Source organism: Plastoroseomonas hellenica (genome assembly GCF_018129085.1).
Lineage (GTDB): Bacteria > Pseudomonadota > Alphaproteobacteria > Acetobacterales > Acetobacteraceae > Plastoroseomonas > Plastoroseomonas hellenica.
In genome coordinates, this window is record NZ_JAAGBB010000019.1 from 21,135 (window position 1) to 41,010 (window position 19,876).

Sequence of the window (19,876 nt, forward strand, 5' to 3'; positions counted from 1 at the left end):
CGCAAGCCAAGCCGCGCGGATGCGCGGCCCGGCGTTTGAGGCAGGTATCTTACACTTGCGTGGCGGTCCGCACTGGTCTAGCCCATTCGGAAAGTGGGTGGCCCATGGCGCATATCGAACAACTCAGGAACGAATTGGGTGGCAAGGCCCATCCCCGCGCCGCGCTCGACGCCGACAGTGTCCGCAATGCCTATCGCCGCTGGGCGAATGTCTATGACGCGGTGTTCGGCGGCGTCTCCGCCTTCGGGCGCCGTCGCGCGGTGGCCGCCATCAATCGTCTTCCGGGTCCGAAGGTGCTGGAGGTCGGCGTCGGTACCGGCCTCGCGCTGCCGCGCTACCGACAGGGGCTGACGGTCACCGGCATCGATCTTTCGCGCGAGATGCTCGACAAGGCGCGCCAGCGCGTCGCCGAGGACCGGCTGGGCCATGTCGATGCGCTGATCGAGATGGATGCCGAGGCCATGAGTTTCGCGGATGGCAGCTTCGACATCGCCGTCGCCATGTTCACCGCCAGCGTGGTGCCGGATGCGAAGAAGCTGTTCGCCGAGATGAATCGCGTGGTGCGGCCCGGTGGCCACATCCTGTTCGTCAATCACTTCGCCGCCGAGGGCGGCCCGCGCTGGTGGATCGAGCGCACCATGGCGCCGCTGTCGCGCGTGCTCGGCTGGCATCCGGATTTCGCGCTGCGCGACCTGCTTGATCCTGCCGAGGCGGCGGTCGAATCGGTGGAAGGCTGCCCGCCGGCCGGCCTGTTCACTCTGGTGCAACTGCGCAAGACCTGCTGAATTGCGGCGCATGCAAGCTGCATCGCGCCTCCTCCTCCTGCTGCCCCTGATCACCGGTCCGGCCCAGGCGCAGACGCGCCCGCCGGCACCGCCCGCGACACCCGCACCAGCGCCGGCAACGCCGCCGCCGGCGGCATCCACGCCGGAACGCACGCTGGCCTCCTTCGGCGACTGGGTGGTGCGCTGTGAGCAGCGCCCCACCGGCGGGCGCGGCTGTGAGATGGCGCAGACCAGCGCCGATCAGCGCCAGCAACCGGTTTCCGTCCTCGCACTCGGCCGCCCGGCGCGGGGCGAGCCGTTGCGCCTGGTGGCGCAGGTGCCGGTGAATGTCACCGTCGGCCAGCCGGCCCAGATCACCGTCGACCCCGCGCTGACCCTGCCCTTCAAGAGCTGCACGCCCCGTGGCTGCTTCGCGGAGCTGGAACTGCGCGACGCCGCTATCCTGCAGCGCCTGCGCAGCCGCGCGGCAGAGGCCGCGGCGCGGCTGGAATGGCGCGATGCGGCCGGCCAGGAAGCCGGCGTCGCAGTGTCCTTCCGCGGCTTCACGGCGGCCTACGAGGCCCTGTCGCGCGAATCGGAGTAGGGCGTCCCCGGATGTTCAGGCTGGGGACCTGCTTGACAGGTTGAGCTGAAGCTTCGGCCTGGCGCAGATCGATCTGGACCAGGCCGCAGAGCGCCCTCTTCGGGGTGCGCTGCCTTCACAAGGCCACCCGGTCCACCGGGTTGAACGGGGCCGGGAAGACGCCGCGCGGCGCGATCAGGGCGTAGGGCGCACGGGGCAGGAACTGGCCGTGGCCGGGCGGGGCGAGGAGTTGGCCGTCGCGGACGATGGCGGTGCCGCGGACGAAGGTGGTTTCCGGCCAGCCGGTGACCTGCAGGCCTTCGTAGGGGGTATGGTCGTTGTCGTGCAGCAGCAGGCTGTTGGTGATGGTGACGCGCTTCTCGGGGTTCCAGATCGCGACGTCGGCATCGGCACCGATCGCGATGGTGCCTTTGCGGGGATCGAGGCCGAAGAGGCGCGCGGGGTTGGTCGCGGTGATGGCGACGAAGGTCTGCAGGTCGATGCGGCCCTTGGCGACGCCTTCGCTGAACAGGATCGGCATGCGGGTGGCGAGGCCGGGGATGCCGTTCGGCACCTTGGTGAAGGGGGCATCGACCCCGAAGGCGAGCTTGCCGTCGGCGCCGGCATAGCGTGTCGGGGCATGGTCGGAGCTGACATTGCCGATCACGCCGCGGCGGATGGCGTCCCAGAGCGCGTCCTGGTCGGCCCTGGTGCGGCCGGCGGGGGAGAAGATGAACTTGGCGCCTTCGAAGCCGGGGCGGTCGAGATCATCGGCGGTCAGCACCAGGTATTGCGGGCAGGTCTCGGCCCAAACCTTGAGGCCCCGCTTCTGCGCGCGCTCGATCTCCTCGGCGCTTTCGGCGCCGGAGACGTGGAAGACCTGGATCGGCACGTCGAGCGCTTCGGCCATGGCGCAGACGCGGTGGGTGCATTCGCGCTCGACCACCATCGGCTTCGACCAGGCATGATGCTTCGGCAGGGTCAGCCCGGCGGCGAGCAGCGCCTCGGTGTAGAACTGGATCATCTCGTGGTGTTCGGCGTGGATGCAGACCAGCGCGCCGAGCTTGCGGCCGGCGGCGAGCACGCGCAGTGCCTCGGCATCGGTGATGCGGGCGCCTTCATAGGTGAGGAAGATCTTCAGGCTGCGATGCCCGGCCTCGACCAGGGCGGGCAACTCCTCGGTGATCATCTGCGGCGTCGGGTCGGTGATGATCATGTGGAAGCTGTAGTCGATGCGGCTGCGCTTGCCGCGTTCGTGGTGCAGCGCGACCTGTTCGGCCAGGCTCTCGCCACGGCCCTGGCGGGCGAAGCTGATCACGGTGGTGGTGCCGCCGGCGGCGGCGGAGGCACTGCCGCTTGCGAAGGTGTCGGCGTTCTTGGTGGGGCCGCCGCGCGGCTCCTCGATATGGGTGTGGGTGTCGACGCCGCCCGGCAGCACCAGGCGGCCGCTGGCGTCCACTTCCTGCGCACCGGCGCCGAGGCCCTTGGCGAGGGCTGCGATGCGCCCGTCCTTCACACCGATGTCGGATTCAAAGACGGCGCTGGCGGTGCCGATGGTGCCGTTCCGGATGACGAGGTCGAATTCGGCCATGGGGTGATTCCTCTGGGGGCGATGTTCGCGCAAGGTGCAGGCAAATGCCGGGCCAGCGCCCGCGGAAGGAGCTTCGATGACGCGCCATGTTCTGTTCGTGCGCCTCGGCGCGCAACTCTACCGGATCGAGCGTCCCTGGGGCGACGTGCCGGTCGGGGTGGGCGCGCCGAGCGATGTCGCCTGCGACGCCGAAGGCCGCGTCTATGTGCAACTCCGCCAGGACCCCTATGCGGGCAAGGACGGGCCGGCTGTCGTGGTGCTGGCCCCGGACGGGCGCCGCATCGATGCCTGGGGCGGGGAGGCGGTCGCGGATGGGCATATGCTCTCCGTCCATCCGGACGGCCGGGTCTTCGTGGTGGACCGCGACGCGCAGGAGATCATCATCTTCGACCGGACGGGCAAGCGCCTCGGCGGGATCGGGAAGCGGCATGCCCCGGGCGAGCCCTTCAACGCGCCCTGCGACGTGGCCTTCGGCGCGGACGGCACGATCTATGTGGCGGATGGCTACGCCGCGTCGTGCATCCACCGCTTCAGCGCGGAAGGCACGCCGATGGGCGGCTGGGGTACGCCCGGCGAGGGGCCCGGCGAATTCAGCACGCCGCATTCGGTCTGGGTGATGGAAGATGGGCGCGTCGCGGTCGCGGATCGGGAGAACAACCGCGTCCAGGTCTTCGCGCCGGACGGCACCTGGCTTGCGGACTGGCGCAACCTGCACAAACCGATGTCGGTGCATGGCGCGCCGGGCGGCGGGCTTTATGTGACGGACCAGGTGCCGAGCCTCTCGCTGCTCGGCGCCGATGGCGCACTGCTCGGCCGCGGCCGCCCGGTACTGAACGGCGCGCACGGGATGTGGCGCGCGCCGGATGGCTGCATCTACCTCAGCGAACAGAACCCGCCGCGCATCACGCGGCTGGTCCCGGTCGAGGGAGCCTGAAATGAACCGCCGGCCGCAGGCCGCCACTATTTTCTACGGAGCGAGGCGAAGCCGATGCTCCGGGGCCGCGAATGCGGCCCCGCGCGCGACCGACCGCCGCCGCCAATGCCGCCCTGACAGCGCGAAAGCCAAGCGCGCGGATGCGCGCGCCGGCGCCTGAGGACTAAACAACCGTCAGCTTGACGTCGACGTTGCCGCGGGTCGCGTTGGAATAGGGGCAGACTTGATGCGCCTGCGCGACCAGCGCCTCGGCATCTGCCTTAGGCACGCCGGGCAGCGAGATCTCGAGCGCCGCGGTGATGCCGAAGCCGCCTTCGGAGCGCGGGCCGATGCCGACCGTCGCGGTCACGGTCGTATCCGCCGGCACTTTGGTCGGGCCCTTGGCGGCGACCGCCTTCATGGCGCCGAGGAAGCAGGCCGAATAGCCGCTGGCGAACAGGATCTCGGGATTGGCACCGGGGCCGCCGGGACCGCCGAGTTCCTTCGGCACCGCGAGCTTCACCTCGAAGCTGCCATCCTCGGTGCGGGCGCTGCCGTCGCGGCCGCCGGTCGCGGTGGCGCGGGTGGTGTATTTCACATCGACTGGCATTCGGGGCCTCCTTCCGTTGATCGGCACGCCCGGAAGATGGGGCGGGCGGCGCCGGGTGAAAGGCGTCTATTCGACGCGGAGCGCCACGCGCTCGGCCAGCAGCGCCTCCGGATCCTCGAGGCCGGCAAGGCGGATGGCGGCCAGCATCGCGTAGCGATGCAGCAAGGCACGCCGCCGGGCCGGCGCCAGCGGGTGCCGGGGCGCCTCCCGCAGCAGGGCGGTGTCGTCCGGTGCGCAGGCGACCAGCAGCCCGACATCTTCCGGCAGCAGTATCTGTGGGAAATCGGGGTCGACCGCGAAGGTGAGGGCATCGCAGAAGTCGCGGTATTCCGGCCATTTGCGGTCCGTCTGGAAGTCGCGCGCGCAGGATTTCACTTCGATGATGTGAAAGCCGCCGTCCGGCAGCAGCGCCAGGATGTCGGCGCGGCGGCCGTTCGGCAGCGTCACCTCCGACAGCGGCGACCAGCCGCGCGCCAGGCAGAAGCGCGCGGCGGCGCGGCGGACGCGCCGGGTACGCTCAGGGACGTCGAGGACCAGGACCATGCGCACATGTTCGCGTTCCGTTCAGGCGTTGGTCAAGCCCCTGGGCGGCGGGGCTTGCGTGGTGCGCCGATCTGTTGCCAATCGCGGGAACGAAGCCTGGGAGAGAAACGCATGAGTATCGTCACCACGCGCCGCGCGGCGCTCATGGGCCTCGGCGCCGCGGCGCTGGCCCGCCCCGCCCTGGCGCAGAGCGGTTTCCCGAGCCGGCCAATCCGCGTGATCATCCCCTGGGCGCCGGGCGGCACCACTGATGTGCAGATGCGCGCCCTCTGCGATGCCGCGTCCCGTCGCCTGGGCCAGCCGGTGATCGCCGACAACCGCCCGGGCGCGGGCGGCACGCTCGGCCCGGCCGCGCTGCTGAACAGCCAGCCGGACGGCTACACGGTCGCGCAGATGCCGATCAGCGTCTTCCGCTACCCGCATATGGCGCCGCGGCCGCCCTTCGACCCGAACCAGGATTTTTCCTACATCATCCACCTGACCGGCTACCTGTTCGGGGTCGCCGTGCGCGCGGATGCGCCCTGGCAGAGCTTCGGCCAGTTCCTCGACTACGCGAAGGCGAATCCCGGCCGCATCAATTACGGCTCGCCCGGCGTCGCCACCTCGCTGCACATCACGATGGAGCAGATCGCGACCGAGCGCGGCATCGATTGGACGCATGTGCCGTTCCGCGGCATCGCGGAGAACCTGCAATCGTTGCTCGGCGACCAGACCCATGCGCTGGCCGACAGCTCCGGCTGGGGACCGCTGGTGGAGGAGGGGCGGCTCCGCCTGCTCGTCACCTGGGGGCCGGAACGCGCCAAGCGCTTTCCCAATGTCCCGACCCTGAAGGAAAGCGGCATCGACATCGTCTCCACCTCGCCCTACGGCATCGCCGGCCCTAAGGGCATGGACCGCGGCGTGGTACGCGCCCTGCATGACGCCTTCCGCGAAGCGCTGAACGATCCGCAGCACACGGCCATTCTCGACCGCTTCGACATGCCGATCATCTATCTCGGCCCGGACGAATATGCGGCCTTCGCGCGGCAGCAGCTCGAGGATGAAGGGCGGATGATCCGGCGCATGGGATTGAGACTCTAATCTGGCCTCAGGCGCCGGCGCCGCCTCCGGCGGCTTGGCTTGCGCGCTGTCGGGTGCGCACTGGCGGCGGCGGTTGGTCGCGCGCGGGGCCGCATTCGCGGCCCCGGAGCATCGCTGCGCTCGCTCCGCAGAATCTCAGGAGCGGCCTGCGGCCGCGTGGTGCTTGTGCCGCGAAGGCGCCGCCAGCCCATTACCGCGGGTGATGGGCGTGCCCAGAAATGATGATTTCTGGCGCTGCCGGCCCACTCCTTAGCGTTCCTCCCGCGCCCTTCCGCGGCGCATGAAAAGGACCGGCGCAGCCGGCGATGGGAGGAAGAGATGGCTACGCGACGCGATGTCCTGGCATCGGCGGCGTGTCTCGCCGCCGCACCCTGGGCTGCCATGGCGCAGGAAGCCTACCCGGCCCGCCCGGTGCGCATGCTGGTGCCCTATGCGCCTGGCGGCGCGACGGACATCGTCGCCCGCATGGTCGGCGAGGAGATGCGGCGCGTTCTCGGCCAGCCCTTCATGGTCGAGAACAGGCCGGGTGCCGCAGGGATCCTCGCCGTCGAGACGATGGCCCGCGCCAGGCCCGACGGCTACACGCTGATGGTCGGCAACGTGACCACGAACGCAATCACGCCCGTGCTGTTCCAGCGCCGCATGTCCATCGACTACGAGAAGGAGGTGGTGCCGGTCGCGCGCTTGGCGGACCTGCCGGCCTTCCTGCTGGCCACCACCACGAATTTTCCCGCGCGCAGCCTGGCGGAGGCGATCGACTATGCCCGTCGCAACCCCGGCCGGGTGAACTACTGCAGCTCCGGCGTCGGCAGCTACCAGCAGTTCGATGCGGTGATGCTGGGCAGGCGCGAAGGCCTCGACATGACGCATGTCCCGATGCCTGGCGGCGCGGGGCCGACGATCACGGAGCTGCTGAACGGCAACCTCCACCTTTGCTTCCTCAATGTCGCGACCGCGGCCGGCATGGTGCGCGACGGCCGCATCCGTGCCCTCGCCGTCGCGTCGGACGCCCGCCTGCCGGACTTCCCGGATCTCCCGACGATGGCAGAGCTCGGCTACCCCGGGATCGGCACCGTCGCATGGCAGGCACTCTTCGCGCCGGCGGAGACCCCGCGGCAGGTGCTGCTGACGCTGCATCGCGCGGCCCATGAAGCCCTGCGCGCCGAGCCGGTGCGGGAGGGCTTTCGCCGCCAGGGCATGCGCCCGATGCCCGAGACCTCGCTGGAGCAGACGCGGGACTGGCTGCGCTCGGAACTGACCCTCTGGCGGCGGACAACGGAGGCGGCGGCGATCGACCTGGGCTGACGCAAGCCAGGTCGGCCTTGCCATGGCCCGACGGCTCTCTGACACTGCCGGCGTGTCGGAAAGCTTCCGGGACCTCTCCCTCTTCGTCGCCGCCTACGAGGAGCGGTCCTTCACCGCAGCGGCCCTGCGCGAGAACGCCACCCAGCCTGGCGTGTCGCAGCACATCCGCAAGCTGGAGGACCGGCTAGGGGTTCGGCTCTTCACCCGCGGCACGGGGCCGGTCATCCCGACCCCTGCCGGCGATGCCCTCTACGGCCGCGCCGTGGAGATCCTGCGCGCGCGGGAAGCGGCGGAACGCGCCGTGCGTGCCTACGGGCACGCGCTGGAGGGCGAGGTGCATGTCGGGCTGATGCCCACCATGACGCGCTGCGCCCTCGCCCCGGCGCTCGACCGCTTCATCCGCGAGCAGCCCAACGTCATCGTGCGGATAACCGAAGCCTACAGCGCTATGCTCACGCCGCTCACCGGCACGGGTGAGCTCGACTTCGCGGTGGTGCCGGCCTTCGGCGGCACCACCGGGCTGCGCGTGCAGCCCTTCCTCCGTACGGCCGAAGTGCTGGTCTCCGCCGCCGGATCGGATCTGCCGCATATGGGCAGCATCCGCCTGGCCGATCTGGGCACGCTCCGCTTGGCACTCCCCAGTCCGCGCAACACCCGCCGACAGACGCTGGAGACCTACTTCGCGTCCAACGCGGTCGCGGTGGAGCGCCTGGTGGAGCTGGATGCCATGCTCGGCACGCTCGACCTGGTGGCGACCGGCCATTGGATGACGGTGCTGCCGGCCATCATGATGGCGAACGAGGCGGAACGGCGGCACTTCACCGTCACCCGCCTGGCCGACCCGCCGCTGATGCTGGAGCTGGTCCTGATCCAGCCGCTGCGCCGCTCCCTCTCAGCGCCCGCCGCCGCCTTTCTCGCGGTGCTGGAGCAGGAGACGGTGCGCCTGAATGCGGGCTGGGACAGGGAAGCCCCCGCCGTCTGACACGCATCGCGCGCGCTGATGGTGGGCCTCAGGAATGGTGATTTCGCCACTGTCCGCGGCCTCGCCTAGTGTCCAGTCCGACCAAAGGGAGACGCATGCGATGATCGAGCGGCAGGTGCAGGCATCAGGTGGCACGATCCACGCCCGGGCCGATGGCGAGGCGCGGGAAGACGCGCCATGGATCATGCTGTCCAACAGCCTGGCCTCCGACCTCCGCATGTGGGACGGGCAGGTCCCGCTGCTGACGCGACGCTACCGCGTGCTGCGCTACGACACGCGCGGCCATGGGCGCAGCGCGGTGGTGCCGGGCGGCACCGGCATCCCGGACCTCGCGGCCGATGCCGTGGTGGTCATGGACGCCTTCGGAATCGAGGCCTGCACCTTCATGGGCCTGTCGCTCGGCGGCATGACGGCGCTGGAGCTCGCGCTCTCGCATCCGCAGCGAATCGAGCGCCTCGTCTGCTGTGACGCCTTCGCGGAGACTCCCGCGCCCGCGCAGGCGATGTGGGATGAGCGCATCGCCGCCGTGGCTTCGGGTGGCATGGACGCGATCGTGGCTGGTACGGTGGAGCGCTGGCTTTCGCCCACCTTCCGCGCGGCGCAGCCGGCGGCCACCAAAAAGGTGGCAGCGATGATCCGCGCGACGCCGGTGGCCGGCTATCAGGCCTGCGCGGCAGCGATCAAGACGCTGGCGCTGCTGCCCCATCTCTCCCGCATCGCCTGCCCGACGCTCTTCGTGGTTGGCGAACAGGATGTCGGCTCGACGCCCGCCGTGATGCAGGCCATGGCGGAGAAGGTGCCCGGTGCCCGCCTAGCCGTGGTCCCGGGCTCCGGCCATCTGCCCAACATCGACAACGCCGCCGGGTTCGAGGCGGCCGTGGCGGGGTTCCTCGGCCTGGACTGAACGGGGTAGGCGCCGGAATTCCGGCGCCTATTCCGCCGCGGCCCGCGCGGCTTTGCCTCCGATGGCAGCGTTCACCGCCGGCATCACCTTCTCCGCCATCAGCTCCATCGATCGGCGGCCCAGCACCGGGTCCCGCCAGTCCTTGCCGGCATAGAGCAGGGTTCCGAAATCCCCCACCTGCTCGCGGAAGGCGAGGATCTGGTCGACCACCTTGTTGACCGAGCCGTGGAAGACCAGCCGGTCCGTGACGTAGTCGAGCGTCACCTCTTCATCCACCATGTCGCGCCGCTCCTTGAACAGCTCCGCGCGGCCGTTGCGCTTCAGCTTGGTCAGGAGGGAGCGGTAGTAATAGGTGTAGGGGCTCTCGGCGCCGGTCGCGTAGTCGCGCGCGGTCGCGTCGTCATCGGCGACGAAGATGCTCTTGGCCACGCGCCAGCGGGCGGGATTGGCCGGTCGCCCGGCACGCTCGCAGCCTTCCACGTATTTCGGCCAGTGGCTCCGCACCCAGGCCGGCATCAGGAAGTTGGCGGAGATCGGATCCCAGCCACGCGCGGCCGCCTCCGTCACGCCCTTGGAGAAAGGCGCGACGGCCGTGACGACGATCGGCGGGTGCGGGCGCTGCAGCGGCTTGGGGATGATGCCCTGGCCGATCTCGGGCAGGTAGGTCTTGGGCGTGCCGACCGTCCAGAACTGTCCGGTGAGGTTGTAGGGCGGTTCCGTGCTCCACAGCGCCAGCACCTGGTTGATGCATTCCAGGAACATCGCATTGCGGTCGGCGCCGAGATTGCCGAAGATTTCCGCATCGGAGAGCAGCCCGCCCGGGCTGATGCCGAGGATGAAGCGCCCGTCCAGCATGTGATCCAGCATCGCCGCTTGCGCGGCCAGCGCGGCCGGATGGATGTTGGGCAGGTTCACCGTACCGGTGCCGAGGCGGATGCGCTGCGTCTGCCCCGCGAGTGCCGAGAGGAACATCATGCAGGATGTGATGTTCTCCGCCGCATCCGTCGAATGCTCGCCGACATAGGCCTCGGCATAGCCGAGCCGGTCTGCCAGTACGAAGGCGTCCTGGTCCTCGCGGAGCGATTGCCGCCAGTCCTTGCCCAGCGGGTGGATCGGCATGGTGAAGAAACCGAGCTCCATAGGTCTGTTCCTCCTCTAGTCGGCCATGGTCCGCGCCAGGGCGGCGAGGCGGACGGGTGCGCCATGCGCGACGGAATCGCGCACCGCTTCCAGCACGGCCACGTTGCCGATCTTCTCGGCGTCGGTGATGGGATAGGGGGCCTCGCCCCGGATGGCGGCGGCGAAGGCGTGCAGGTTCAGCAGCACGGCATTCTCCCAGGCGTGCTCCTCGGACCAGCGCGTGGCTCCCTTGGGTTGTACCGTCAGTGTTGCCGGGCCTGGGGTATCGGGATGCGAGGCATTGCGGATCTCCGCCCAGCCCTCTGAGCCGAAGACCCTGATACCGATGAACAGCGGCGTCTCCAGGATGGCGCTGGCGAAGGCGGTGGCGCCGGAGGCGAAGCGCATCTGCACCGAGACGATGTCGCCATTCGGCCGGTCCGAGACGATGCCGGCGGCGGCGGCATAGACCTCCATCGCCGGGCCGAAGAGCTCGAGGAAGGCGTCGGTGAGATGGATGCCCATGCCGGTCATGGCGGCGGGGTTGCGCGGATCGGCGCGCCAATCGCCCGGCTTGATATGGGTGAGCTTGTCATGGCTGAAATTCGCTTCGCCATGCAGAAGCGTGCCGAGCGCGCCGTCCCGGATCAGGCCGCGCAAGCGCCGCATGGCGGGCTCGTAGCGGCGCTCATGGCCGACGCCGAGCACGACGCCGGCGGCGCGGCAGGCGGCGACGGACGCCTCGGCATCGGCGCGGCGCATCGCCAGCGGCTTCTCGCAGAAGACGTGCTTGCCGGCGACGGCGGCGGCCAGCACCTGATCGGTGTGGAGGTTTTGCGGCGTGCAGAGGATGACCGCCTCCACCGCCGGATCGGCCAGGGCTTCCTCCAGGCTTGGGGAGATCGCCAGACCGAACTCGCGCGCGAATTCGGCGTTGGCCGCGACCGCGGGCTCCACCGCCCGCACCACGCGGATCGCATCCGAACCCGCCAGGCTGCGGGTGATCTGACGCCCCCACCAACCCAGCCCCGCCACCGCCGCCTTGATCGTCATCCCTTTGCCCCTCAGGCCGTCAGCGCCACGGGCACGCCGTACTGGCCGCCATGGAAGACCAGCGGCGCGCCGTCGCGATGCGTGACGTGGCGGATGCGGCCGATCAGAATCAGATGATCCCCGGCGCCGACCACCTCATGCGTGTCGCATTCGAAGCTGGCGAGGCATCCGGGCAGCAGCGGGCAGCCACCATGTCCGGGCTCCCAGGCCAGGCTCTCGAACCTGTCGGCCATCGGCGTCGCGAAGTGGCGCGACAGCGCGCCCTGCGTGGCGGAGAGAATGTTCACCGCGAAGCAGCCGGCATCCACGAAGCCGGTGAGCGCGCGCGCCTGCCGCCGCAGGCTCCAGAGCACCAGCGGCGGATCGAGAGAGACGGAGGAGAAGGAGTTCACTGTCATCCCCTCCAGCTCGCCCGTCCTGGTGCGGGTGGTGATGATGGCGACACCCGTCGCGAAGCGGCCCATCGCCTGCCGCAAGGCACGCGGCTCGGGCGCCGCGGTGCAGTCGATGCGGACCGGCGTCGCCGGTGTTGCGATAGTCGAGACGCTCATGCGCCAGCCTCCCCGGCGGACAGGACATCGCCGCTGGCCGGACCATGGCGAGGCCGCGGGAGCACCGGAACCAATCTTTTCGACTGTCCCGCATCAGGGAACGTGATGGGGCAGGCCGGCCGGGCGGATACCGAAATCCTATGGGGTGGATGGCGAAGCCTTATTGGGCGCCCTTCGCGCGCATCGCTAGCATCCCGGCATTGCGGATCCGGGCATCAAGAACGGGCGGGAGAGGGAACGGCGTGAGACAGATCGAAGCGGCGATCGTCGGCACCGGCTGGTGCGGCGGCATCCGGGCGGAGGCCCTGTCGCGCAACCTGCTGGTCTCCAAGCTGCACATCGCGGAGAACCGCGAGGAGCGGCTGCGCGAGGTCGAAGCCCTGACCGGCGCCGCCACCGCCACCACCAACTGGCGCACACTGCTGGACAACCCGGATATCGAGGCCGTCTACATCTGCGCGACGCCCGAGCAGAACCATTTCCCGATGGCGCGCGCGTTCCTGGAGCAGGGCCGCCACGTCTTCCTGGAGAAGCCCCTGGCCCTGACGCTGGAAGAGGGGGATGAGCTGGTGGCGCTGGCCCGCCGCCAGGGCGTGAAGTTCACCATCGGCTACTCCCAGCGCTTCTCGCCCAAATACGCCTACGCGAAGAAGCAGGTGGCGGACGGCGTGCTCGGCGATCCCGTCAGCGTCCTCATCAGCCGCCATATCGGCCGTGGCCTCGGCAAGAAGATCAGCGGCCGCGTGAAGCTCTCCCCTGCTGCGATGGAGGCGACGCACGACATCGACTTCGTGCTCTGGTGCCTTGCCCCGGCACGCCCGGTGAAGGTCTACGCGCAGGAGGTGCGCAAGGTGATGGCGCCGGTGAACGGCGCGCCGGACTGCAACTGGATCATGATCACCATGGATACCGGCGTGGTGGTCACGATCGGCGCCGGCTGGATCCTGCCGCCCGGCTACCCGAACTTCTCCTCCACCTGGATCGAATTCGTGGGATCCGAAGGCGCGCTGATGGTGGATGACACGCACCGGGATATCGCCCTGATGCGGATGAGCCAGCCCGGCTCGGTCTTTCCGCTCTCGACCATGCCTGGTGAATATGTCGGGCATGTCTATGCCGGCGCCATGGCGCCCGAGACGGATGCCTTCATCGAGGCGGTGATCCGCGACCGCGAGCCGCTGGTCACGCCCGAGCAGGCGCTGCTCGCGATGGAAGTCTACACCGCCGCCGATCTCTCCATCGAGACGGGGGAGGTGGTGCACCTGCCGCTGCTGCGGAACCCGCAGGCCGAGCGGCTGTCGCTGACCTTGACGGAGGGTGTGCTGTGATCCGGCCCACACAGAAGAAGCGCCTCGGCCTCGCCATCATCGGTGCCGGCCGCGTCGGGCTGTTCCGCGGCGGCGTGGCGGCACGCCATCCCATGGTCGACTGGATCGGCATCGCCGAGATCAAGCCCGAACGCGGCAAGCAGGTGGGGGAGGTGATCGCTGCCGACTATGTCACCGCGGATTACAAGGAGCTCCTCGCACGGCCAGAGGTGAACGCAGTGATCGTCGCGACCGACGAGCACCTGCATGTCGGCCCGATCATGGCGGCGGTGGAGCGCGGCTTGCCGCTGCTGATCGAGAAGCCGCTGGCGACCGACCTCAACGAATCCGTGCGCGTGATGAACGCTATCCAAAAATCCGGCGTGGATGCGGTGGTCGGCTATACCCAGCGCTTCCGCCGGCGTTGGCTGGCGGCGAAGGAGAAGGTGGCGAACGGCTCGCTCGGCGACGTGACGATGGTGACGTCGCGGGCCTTCATGAACCGCCTCGTCGCCATCGACAATTATCGCCGCACGGACAAGCCCGAGACCATCTCGCCCATGGTCATCTCCGGGACGCATGCGCTCGACATCGTCATGTGGATGATGGAGGCCAAGCGCCCGGTCGAGGTCTATGCGCGCTCCGTCGACAAGGTGCTCGGCCCGGAATGGAAGGGCATCGATGCCACCGCCGGCCTCATCACCTTCGAGGATGGCAGCCTGTACCACCTCAATATCTCCTGGGCCTTGCCGGTGAGCTGGCCAGGCGCTGTCTACAGCCTGGAGGTCGGCATCAACGGCACCGAGGGTGTGCTGACGATCGACGACACCCACCGGGACATCGTGCTGGCCGTCAGCAAGCCGACTTCGGAAGGCTATGCGCCGGACAAGCAGCGGCTGGTGGATTTCCTCGGCTCCTACCCGCCGGGTGACATGGCGCTGGGTGAGCTGCGTGGGCCGATGCGGGAGGAAACGGTCTCCTGGCTCGACCGCGTCTCCCTTGGCGTGCCCACGCAGGCCGCCACCGCGGCGGAGGCGCATGACCGGCTGATGCTGACCAAGGCGCTCGACCTCTCGGCGAAGCTGAAGCGACCCATCCACCTGCCGCTGGATGCGGCGGATGTGGCGCGCGCCGCCTGATCCACCGCGGGCGCCGGCCTCCGCGGTGAGCGGCCGGCACGGGGAGGAGAAGACGATGTCCAACACCTGCGGGCGCCGCTCGCTGCTGGCCGGGCTGCTCGGCGGCCTCGCTTTGCCCGCGGTCACCAGCGCCACCGCCTATCCGAACCGACCCATCCGGGTCATCGTGCCCTTCGGCCCGGGCGGCGCCTCCGACTTCGTCGGACGCATCCTGCAGCCGAAGCTCGGCGAGGCGCTCGGCCAGCCCGTGGTGATCGAGAACCGCACCGGCGCGGCCGGCAATATCGGCATGGACGCCGCGGCGCGCGCGGCGCCGGATGGCTACACGCTCTTCCTCGGCAATGTCGGCACGCTGGCGATCAACCCCACCGTGTTCGGCCGCACGCTACGCGTCAGGCCGACGATCGACTTCGCGCCTATTTCGCTGGTCGCCGATACGCCGGACATCCTCATCGTCGGCCCAGGCATGCCGGTCGACAGCGTCAGGGAATTCGTGGCCCGGGCGAAGGCAAACCCGGGCCGCATCTCCTATGCCTCTCCCGGCAGCGGCAGCCTCAACCGGCTGGAGATGGAGCGGCTGCGCCAGATCGAAGGGCTGGAGATGATCCACGTTCCCTACGCTGCCGGCGCCGGGCAGGCGGCGACCGATATGCTGACCGGCGCTGTCGCGGGCGGCTTCATCACCTTGTCCAGCGCCCTCGGCCATGTGCAGGGCGGACGGCTGAAGGGGCTGGCCGTCACCACCGCGCGCCGCGTCCCCGCTTTGCCGGAGGTGCCGACCATGGAGGAGAGCGGCTATCCCGGCTTCGTCTCCGGCTCCTGGCAGGGTTTGCTCGCTCCCGCCGGCACCCCGCCCGAGATCATCGCGCGCCTCCATGCAGTGACCAGCGAGGCGCTGCGCCAGCCCGAGGTCGTCCAGCGCTACGCCACCGGCGGGGTCGAGCCCGTCGTCAGCCGTGCGCCCGAGGAATTCGGCGCCTACATCGCCGCCGAGGCGCAGCGCTGGGGCGAGGTGGCCGAGCGTGCCGGTGCGACGGCGGAGTGAGAGGGAACGGAACCATGAACGCCACCGGACCGCGCCGGGTGATCGACACCCACACTCACTACTTCCCCAAACCCTTCCTGGAGCTGCTGGGCCGGGATGGCGCCGCCGAGGGCGCGGAATACACGGAGACGCCGGACGGCTTCATCGTGCAGGCCGCCGGCTTTCGCAACGGCCCGCTCTCCTCGCGCTACTGGAACCTGGAGGAGCGCATCGCCGACATGGAGGCGACGAGGATCACCATGCAGGTGCTCTCCCTCACCGCGCCCATGACTTATTGGGCCTCGCCCGATCTCTCCGAACGGTTGGCGCGCGCCTATAACGACGCCTGCGCCGAAGCGCACCGCCAATACCCGGACCGCTTCATCGGCCTTGCCACCCTGCCGCTGCCCGACATCGATCGCAGTCTCCGGGAGCTGGAGCGGGCGCGGAGCCTGCCCGGCATCCACGGCGTCTACATGGGCACCCATGTCAATGGCCGGGACCTGTCCGATCCCGCCTTCCTGCCGGTGTTCCAGGCGATCGAGGCGGCCGGCCTGCCGGTCTTCCTGCACCCGCTGATCGTGCTCGGCGGCCAGCGCCTGAAGCCCTTCTACCTCGGCAACCTGCTGGGCAATCCCTTCGAGGCGGCGGTCGCGGCCGCGCATCTCATCTTCGGCGGCGTGCTCGATCGGTGCCCGAGGCTGGAGGTGAGCCTGCCGCATGCCGGCGGCGCCTTGCCGATCCTGATGGGACGGCTGGATCACGGCCAGCGCGTCCGCCGCGAAGGCGCTCATATGCCGCGCCCGCCCAGCGACTATCTGCGCCGCTTCACCTACGACACCATTTCACACTCACCGGAGATCCTGCGCTGGCTGATCAGCCAGGTCGGGATCGACCGGGTCGTGCTCGGCAGCGACTACACCTTCGACATGGGCTATGCGCGACCGCTGGATGTCCTGGACGCGCTCGACCTGACGCAGGAGGAGCGCGCGATGATCCTGGACGGCACGGCCGCGAAGATCCTGCGGCTGTCGGCGGGGGCCGCGGCTCAGGTCGCCATGCGTTAAGGCCCGCTGCGCAGCCGCGCCAGGCTGCCCGAGGTGGCGGCGGCGGTGATCGCCGCTACATCCTCCGGCAGCAGCAGCCGCTCCGCCGCCAGCCGCTCGGCCGATGCCCGCACCGCCGCCACATAGGCCTCCGGCGTCGCGTAGCGCTCCTCGATCGACGGGCGCGAATCGCGCGCTGCCTCGCGCTCGGCCCGGGTCGCGGCGAAGGGCAGCACGGCGCCGGTATTGTAGCAGAGCGCCCCCGGCGCGAAGCCTTCGGCGCGTGGATTCCAGCCGGTGTAGGTGGCGCGCGGCACTTCGATCACCGGGCCGCGCAGGCCGCCGATGGCGTTGCCGTCGGCATCGGCGCGCGGCAGCAGCACCGCGTACTCGCCACGCACCGCCGGCGGCATCGCGGCATTGTCGACAAGCTGCGCCGGGCCATAGGCACCGCGGTAGCCCAGCATGGACAGGCCTGCATAAAGCCCCTCCGCCGGTACCAGCGTGCCCTGGCTCAGCATCGGATAGCGGCTGGCCGGCGGCTCCACGCCCTCCCGCAGCCAGGCCTCCATCGCGACCAGCAGGGCGCGCATCGGCGCGCCGCCCTGCAGCGGGTTCACCGGCAGGGCGCAGCGATCGATCCGCGTCGCCACTGCCGTCGCCACGGCGAAATGCGGATGGCCGGTCAGCGCATAGGCCCGCACCTCCGGCGGCAGGTCGATATGGCGGCCCTGCGTGTCGGTGACCAGCAGCGAGGCGCGCGCGCCCCAGAATTCATACTCGCTGTCGCTCTGCATGATGCGCGGGCAGGTGTTGCTGGTGCGGCAGCGCAGCAGCAGCCCGTCGCGGCGGCCGGTCAGGTGATCCTCCATAACCGCATAGGTGAAAGGGAACTGGTCGGCGGGGTAGAGGCGGTCGCCATGCGGCGTCGGGTTGCGGCCGGGCTGCGCGAAGCGGGCATTGGTGAAGGTGCGACGGGTGCCCGGGATGTGCGGCAGCATCGCATCATAGACCATGCGGCCGCGCTCATCCTCGTTGAAGCCGAGATAGAGGAAGTCGCGCACAAAGCGGCCAGATTGGGAGACGCCGTGCAGGATGGCGCGATCGGTGGTCGGGCGGCCGCCGGCCGCCAGCGGATTGGCGGCGCTGCCCTCCCGATGCAGGAAGGCCGCGACGTCGCGCAGCGCGGCGAAGGCGATGCCCTGCACCTTCGGATCGCGCGCCGTGTAGATGAATTCATAGAGCGCGCCGGCATCGAAGCCCGTCGGCCGCGTGATCTCGATCCGCTGTGGGTCGAGGAAGCGGAATCGTAGGTCGGCCGGCGTCTGCCGCTGATCCTCGAAGCGCGCGCGCACGGTGAGCGTCGCCCCCTCCGGCGTCGCCGCCGGATAGGTCAGCGGCGCGGTGACCGGGCTGGTCCGGTTGTCGAACAGGAACTCCTCGCGGGAGGGGCCGGTGACGTCAGGCACCACCGGCGCCTCCAGCCTGAGCCCGGCGCCGCGGCCCTCACCGGGCGGGATATCGGCCTGCCAGCCGACCCAGACCAGGGTATAGCCCTGGCGCAGCAGGAAGCCGTTGCCGGGATCGCGGCCGAGCAGCAGGTCGTTGGCGGCGCCGTCATTGTAGAGCTGCCCGGCCAGCTCCCGCCCGCGGTTCGGTGCTTCCACGAACAGCGTCCGGTTGCCGCGCTGCGCGTCGGCCGGGCGCAGGATGACGATTTCGGTCATCGCCTCCACCCGACCCTGCGCGTTGCGCGGCGCCAGCGCCAGGTCGGCGATGACGGCGTTCTGCGGCAGGCTGGGATCGAGCGCGAGGGTGGCGCGCGCGGTCAGCCGCTCGTAGCGTCCGGTCGTTCCGAACTCTCGGCCGCCGAAGGCCGGCTGCGGTGGGGCCGTCACCTCGAGGCGGATGACCTCGGCGATGCCGGGTGCGGCGGTCGCGAGCAACCCGGCAAGGGCCAGGACGGCGGCACGGATGCGCATGGTGACGGCTCCCCAATTTTCCGGGAGCCTAGACCGGCATTGGCCTGGCCGAAACGCCCGCGTTCCGGCCAGGCGCTGAGCGCGAACGGAGAGGCAGTGTCGATGCAACAGGGGAAGGCGGCATGAGCAATCGCGATAGGCTGCGGTCCAGCGTGGTCGAGCGGCGGCCGTGGATGGTGGAGGCGGCGCGGCGCCTGATCGCGGTGCCGTCCCCAAACCCGCCACTCGACACCAGCGCGGTTGCCGCCGAGGCGGCGCGGCTGCTGCGGGAGGCGGTGCCGGCAGCCAGCCTCGAGGTCATCGCGCTGGCCGAGGGCGTGACCAACCTCGTCGCGCTCCTCCGCGGCCGGGCGGCGGGGCGGCGCGTCGTGCTCAGCGGCCATCTCGACACCTATCCGGTGCTGGAGGACCTGCCCTGGAGCGTGGACCCTCTCGGCGGAGAGCTGCGCGATGGCCGCCTCTACGGCCGCGGTGCCTGCGACATGAAGGGTGGCATCGCCGCCAGCATGGCAGCTTTCGCGGCCCTCGCGGAACTGCGGGAGACCTGGGCCGGCGAGGTGGTCCTGGCCCTCGCCGGCGACGAGGAGAGCATGGGCACGCTCGGCACGCGCTGGCTTCTCGACAACCGCCCGGAGCTTCGCGGCGATGCAATCCTGATCGCGGATGTCGGCTCGCCGGAGGTGCTCCGCTTCGGCGAGAAGGGCTTCCTGTGGTTCGAGGTCGAGGCGGCCGGCAAGGCGGCCCACGGCGCCCATGTCCATCTCGGCGTCAACGCGGCGGAGCGGCTGGTATCGGCGCTATCGGCCATCACAGGCCTGCGCGACATCGCCGTCCCCACCCCGCCCGCCATCGCCGAGGCCATCGCGCGCGCGGCCCCGATCTCCGAGCGGCTGGCAGGCGCTGGGGAGAGCCAGGTCCTGCGCGCGATCACCGTCAATATCGGGATGATGGAGGCCGGGATCTCCCCGAACCTGGTGCCGGCTTCCGCCCGGGCGCGGGGCGATATCCGCCTGCCCGTCGGCATCTCCTGCGCGGAGGCCGAGCGCCTCCTGCATCAGGCGCTCGACGCGCTGCCCGGCATCGCCTGGCGGGTGCTGCGGCGGAGCGAGCCAAGCCATACCGATCCCGGGCACGAGGTCGTCCGTCGCGTGGCGCAGGCTGCGGCCGAGGTGCGGGGCACCGCGCCTGCCGTCAACATGCGCGTCGGCGGGTCGGACGCGCGGCTGTTCCGCGCGGAGGGGCTGCCCACGGTGGTCTACGGCCCGACGCCCTTCGGCATGGGCGGCGCGGACGAATACGTGCTCGTGGACGACCTCGCCGTGGTGGCCGAAACCTACGCCCTCGCGGTCTGGGACCTGCTGGGAGCGTAGGGCGGATACC

The 19,876-nt window shown here is 70.1% G+C and carries 19 protein-coding genes; 12 read left to right on the top strand and 7 right to left on the bottom strand.

What is annotated here, in order from left to right:
- Positions 1 to 104 precede the first annotated feature (104 nt).
- Positions 105 to 785, top strand: coding sequence for a class I SAM-dependent methyltransferase (locus GXW71_RS16430; RefSeq protein WP_211853623.1), 681 nt, complete (start codon positions 105 to 107; stop codon positions 783 to 785).
- 10 nt (positions 786 to 795) lie between these two features.
- Positions 796 to 1,368 (top strand): invasion associated locus B family protein, encoded by a 573-nt coding sequence (locus GXW71_RS16435; RefSeq protein ID WP_211853624.1) that lies wholly within the window; start codon positions 796 to 798, stop codon positions 1,366 to 1,368.
- 115 nt (positions 1,369 to 1,483) lie between these two features.
- Here GXW71_RS16435 and hydA read toward each other — a convergent pair whose 3' ends face one another.
- Positions 1,484 to 2,938: a dihydropyrimidinase gene (gene hydA / locus GXW71_RS16440; protein WP_211853625.1), complete on the bottom strand. Its 1,455-nt coding sequence runs from the start codon at positions 2,936 to 2,938 to the stop codon at positions 1,484 to 1,486.
- 76 nt (positions 2,939 to 3,014) lie between these two features.
- On the opposite strand from hydA, the gene GXW71_RS16445 reads away from it, so the two are divergent.
- Positions 3,015 to 3,872, top strand: a complete 858-nt coding sequence (locus GXW71_RS16445; RefSeq protein ID WP_211853626.1) for an NHL repeat-containing protein — start codon at positions 3,015 to 3,017, stop codon at positions 3,870 to 3,872.
- A gap of 163 nt (positions 3,873 to 4,035) precedes the next feature.
- On the opposite strand, the gene GXW71_RS16450 is transcribed toward GXW71_RS16445, so the two are convergent.
- The gene (locus tag GXW71_RS16450; protein WP_211853627.1) at positions 4,036 to 4,461 is read right to left on the bottom strand and encodes an organic hydroperoxide resistance protein; all 426 of its coding nucleotides are present in this window, start codon (positions 4,459 to 4,461) and stop codon (positions 4,036 to 4,038) included.
- Positions 4,462 to 4,527: 66 nt separating this feature from the next.
- The gene (locus GXW71_RS16455) at positions 4,528 to 5,004 is read right to left on the bottom strand and encodes an MmcB family DNA repair protein (protein ID WP_211853720.1); all 477 of its coding nucleotides are present in this window, start codon (positions 5,002 to 5,004) and stop codon (positions 4,528 to 4,530) included.
- Positions 5,005 to 5,115: 111 nt separating this feature from the next.
- On the opposite strand from GXW71_RS16455, the gene GXW71_RS16460 reads away from it, so the two are divergent.
- The 4 genes from GXW71_RS16460 (at position 5,116) to GXW71_RS16475 (ending at position 9,275) form a co-directional block, all read left to right on the top strand.
- Entirely contained in the window at positions 5,116 to 6,084 is a 969-nt protein-coding gene (locus tag GXW71_RS16460; protein ID WP_211853628.1) for a tripartite tricarboxylate transporter substrate binding protein, read from the top strand.
- Between the two features lie 318 nt (positions 6,085 to 6,402).
- Positions 6,403 to 7,389 (top strand): Bug family tripartite tricarboxylate transporter substrate binding protein, encoded by a 987-nt coding sequence (locus GXW71_RS16465; RefSeq protein ID WP_211853629.1) that lies wholly within the window; start codon positions 6,403 to 6,405, stop codon positions 7,387 to 7,389.
- Positions 7,390 to 7,411: 22 nt separating this feature from the next.
- Positions 7,412 to 8,371, top strand: coding sequence for a LysR family transcriptional regulator (locus GXW71_RS16470; RefSeq protein ID WP_211853630.1), 960 nt, complete (start codon positions 7,412 to 7,414; stop codon positions 8,369 to 8,371).
- Positions 8,372 to 8,471: 100 nt separating this feature from the next.
- Positions 8,472 to 9,275 carry an alpha/beta fold hydrolase gene (locus tag GXW71_RS16475; RefSeq protein WP_211853631.1) on the top strand — a complete coding sequence of 268 codons (804 nt, stop codon included), beginning with the start codon at positions 8,472 to 8,474 and terminating at the stop codon, positions 9,273 to 9,275.
- A 27-nt stretch (positions 9,276 to 9,302) separates the two neighbouring features.
- On the opposite strand, the gene GXW71_RS16480 is transcribed toward GXW71_RS16475, so the two are convergent.
- From GXW71_RS16480 to GXW71_RS16490, 3 genes are read right to left on the bottom strand one after another with little or no spacing between them, the layout of a single operon-like run.
- The gene (locus GXW71_RS16480; RefSeq protein ID WP_211853632.1) at positions 9,303 to 10,415 is read right to left on the bottom strand and encodes an LLM class flavin-dependent oxidoreductase; all 1,113 of its coding nucleotides are present in this window, start codon (positions 10,413 to 10,415) and stop codon (positions 9,303 to 9,305) included.
- 15 nt (positions 10,416 to 10,430) lie between these two features.
- Positions 10,431 to 11,447 carry a Gfo/Idh/MocA family protein gene (locus tag GXW71_RS16485; RefSeq protein ID WP_211853633.1) on the bottom strand — a complete coding sequence of 339 codons (1,017 nt, stop codon included), beginning with the start codon at positions 11,445 to 11,447 and terminating at the stop codon, positions 10,431 to 10,433.
- A gap of 11 nt (positions 11,448 to 11,458) precedes the next feature.
- Positions 11,459 to 11,998, bottom strand: a complete 540-nt coding sequence (locus tag GXW71_RS16490; RefSeq protein WP_211853634.1) for a flavin reductase family protein — start codon at positions 11,996 to 11,998, stop codon at positions 11,459 to 11,461.
- Between the two features lie 242 nt (positions 11,999 to 12,240).
- On the opposite strand from GXW71_RS16490, the gene GXW71_RS16495 reads away from it, so the two are divergent.
- The 4 genes from GXW71_RS16495 to GXW71_RS16510 are packed head-to-tail and all read left to right on the top strand — an operon-like array spanning position 12,241 to position 16,535.
- A complete protein-coding gene (locus tag GXW71_RS16495) occupies positions 12,241 to 13,326 on the top strand; it encodes a Gfo/Idh/MocA family protein (protein ID WP_211853635.1) in 1,086 nt (361 codons plus the stop codon).
- Positions 13,323 to 14,444 carry a Gfo/Idh/MocA family protein gene (locus GXW71_RS35475; protein WP_211853636.1) on the top strand — a complete coding sequence of 374 codons (1,122 nt, stop codon included), beginning with the start codon at positions 13,323 to 13,325 and terminating at the stop codon, positions 14,442 to 14,444. Before GXW71_RS16495 ends, GXW71_RS35475 begins: the two co-directional genes overlap by 4 nt.
- 55 nt (positions 14,445 to 14,499) lie before the next feature.
- Positions 14,500 to 15,489 (top strand): Bug family tripartite tricarboxylate transporter substrate binding protein, encoded by a 990-nt coding sequence (locus GXW71_RS16505; RefSeq protein ID WP_211853637.1) that lies wholly within the window; start codon positions 14,500 to 14,502, stop codon positions 15,487 to 15,489.
- Positions 15,490 to 15,503: 14 nt separating this feature from the next.
- Positions 15,504 to 16,535, top strand: coding sequence for an amidohydrolase family protein (locus tag GXW71_RS16510; RefSeq protein WP_211853638.1), 1,032 nt, complete (start codon positions 15,504 to 15,506; stop codon positions 16,533 to 16,535).
- On the opposite strand, the gene GXW71_RS16515 is transcribed toward GXW71_RS16510, so the two are convergent.
- Positions 16,532 to 18,496: an alpha/beta hydrolase domain-containing protein gene (locus GXW71_RS16515; RefSeq protein ID WP_211853639.1), complete on the bottom strand. Its 1,965-nt coding sequence runs from the start codon at positions 18,494 to 18,496 to the stop codon at positions 16,532 to 16,534. The two genes, GXW71_RS16510 and GXW71_RS16515, sit on opposite strands and share 4 nt — an antisense overlap.
- A 122-nt stretch (positions 18,497 to 18,618) precedes the next feature.
- On the opposite strand from GXW71_RS16515, the gene GXW71_RS16520 reads away from it, so the two are divergent.
- Positions 18,619 to 19,866: a M20/M25/M40 family metallo-hydrolase gene (locus GXW71_RS16520; RefSeq protein ID WP_246526636.1), complete on the top strand. Its 1,248-nt coding sequence runs from the start codon at positions 18,619 to 18,621 to the stop codon at positions 19,864 to 19,866.
- Positions 19,867 to 19,876 lie beyond the last annotated feature (10 nt).

Excerpts from the sequence above, each read along its gene's own strand:
- GXW71_RS16430 (WP_211853623.1), top strand. The coding sequence starts at position 105 with ATGGCGCATATCGAACAACTCAGGAACGAATTGGGTGGCAAGGCCCAT.
- GXW71_RS16435 (WP_211853624.1), top strand. The coding sequence starts at position 796 with ATGCAAGCTGCATCGCGCCTCCTCCTCCTGCTGCCCCTGATCACCGGT.
- hydA (WP_211853625.1), bottom strand. The coding sequence starts at position 2,938 with ATGGCCGAATTCGACCTCGTCATCCGGAACGGCACCATCGGCACCGCC.
- GXW71_RS16445 (WP_211853626.1), top strand. The coding sequence starts at position 3,015 with ATGACGCGCCATGTTCTGTTCGTGCGCCTCGGCGCGCAACTCTACCGG.
- GXW71_RS16450 (WP_211853627.1), bottom strand. The coding sequence starts at position 4,461 with ATGCCAGTCGATGTGAAATACACCACCCGCGCCACCGCGACCGGCGGC.
- GXW71_RS16455 (WP_211853720.1), bottom strand. The coding sequence starts at position 5,004 with ATGGTCCTGGTCCTCGACGTCCCTGAGCGTACCCGGCGCGTCCGCCGC.
- GXW71_RS16460 (WP_211853628.1), top strand. The coding sequence starts at position 5,116 with ATGAGTATCGTCACCACGCGCCGCGCGGCGCTCATGGGCCTCGGCGCC.
- GXW71_RS16465 (WP_211853629.1), top strand. The coding sequence starts at position 6,403 with ATGGCTACGCGACGCGATGTCCTGGCATCGGCGGCGTGTCTCGCCGCC.
- GXW71_RS16470 (WP_211853630.1), top strand. The coding sequence starts at position 7,412 with ATGGCCCGACGGCTCTCTGACACTGCCGGCGTGTCGGAAAGCTTCCGG.
- GXW71_RS16475 (WP_211853631.1), top strand. The coding sequence starts at position 8,472 with ATGATCGAGCGGCAGGTGCAGGCATCAGGTGGCACGATCCACGCCCGG.
- GXW71_RS16480 (WP_211853632.1), bottom strand. The coding sequence starts at position 10,415 with ATGGAGCTCGGTTTCTTCACCATGCCGATCCACCCGCTGGGCAAGGAC.
- GXW71_RS16485 (WP_211853633.1), bottom strand. The coding sequence starts at position 11,447 with ATGACGATCAAGGCGGCGGTGGCGGGGCTGGGTTGGTGGGGGCGTCAG.
- GXW71_RS16490 (WP_211853634.1), bottom strand. The coding sequence starts at position 11,998 with ATGAGCGTCTCGACTATCGCAACACCGGCGACGCCGGTCCGCATCGAC.
- GXW71_RS16505 (WP_211853637.1), top strand. The coding sequence starts at position 14,500 with ATGTCCAACACCTGCGGGCGCCGCTCGCTGCTGGCCGGGCTGCTCGGC.
- GXW71_RS16510 (WP_211853638.1), top strand. The coding sequence starts at position 15,504 with ATGAACGCCACCGGACCGCGCCGGGTGATCGACACCCACACTCACTAC.
- GXW71_RS16515 (WP_211853639.1), bottom strand. The coding sequence starts at position 18,496 with ATGCGCATCCGTGCCGCCGTCCTGGCCCTTGCCGGGTTGCTCGCGACC.
- GXW71_RS16520 (WP_246526636.1), top strand. The coding sequence starts at position 18,619 with ATGAGCAATCGCGATAGGCTGCGGTCCAGCGTGGTCGAGCGGCGGCCG.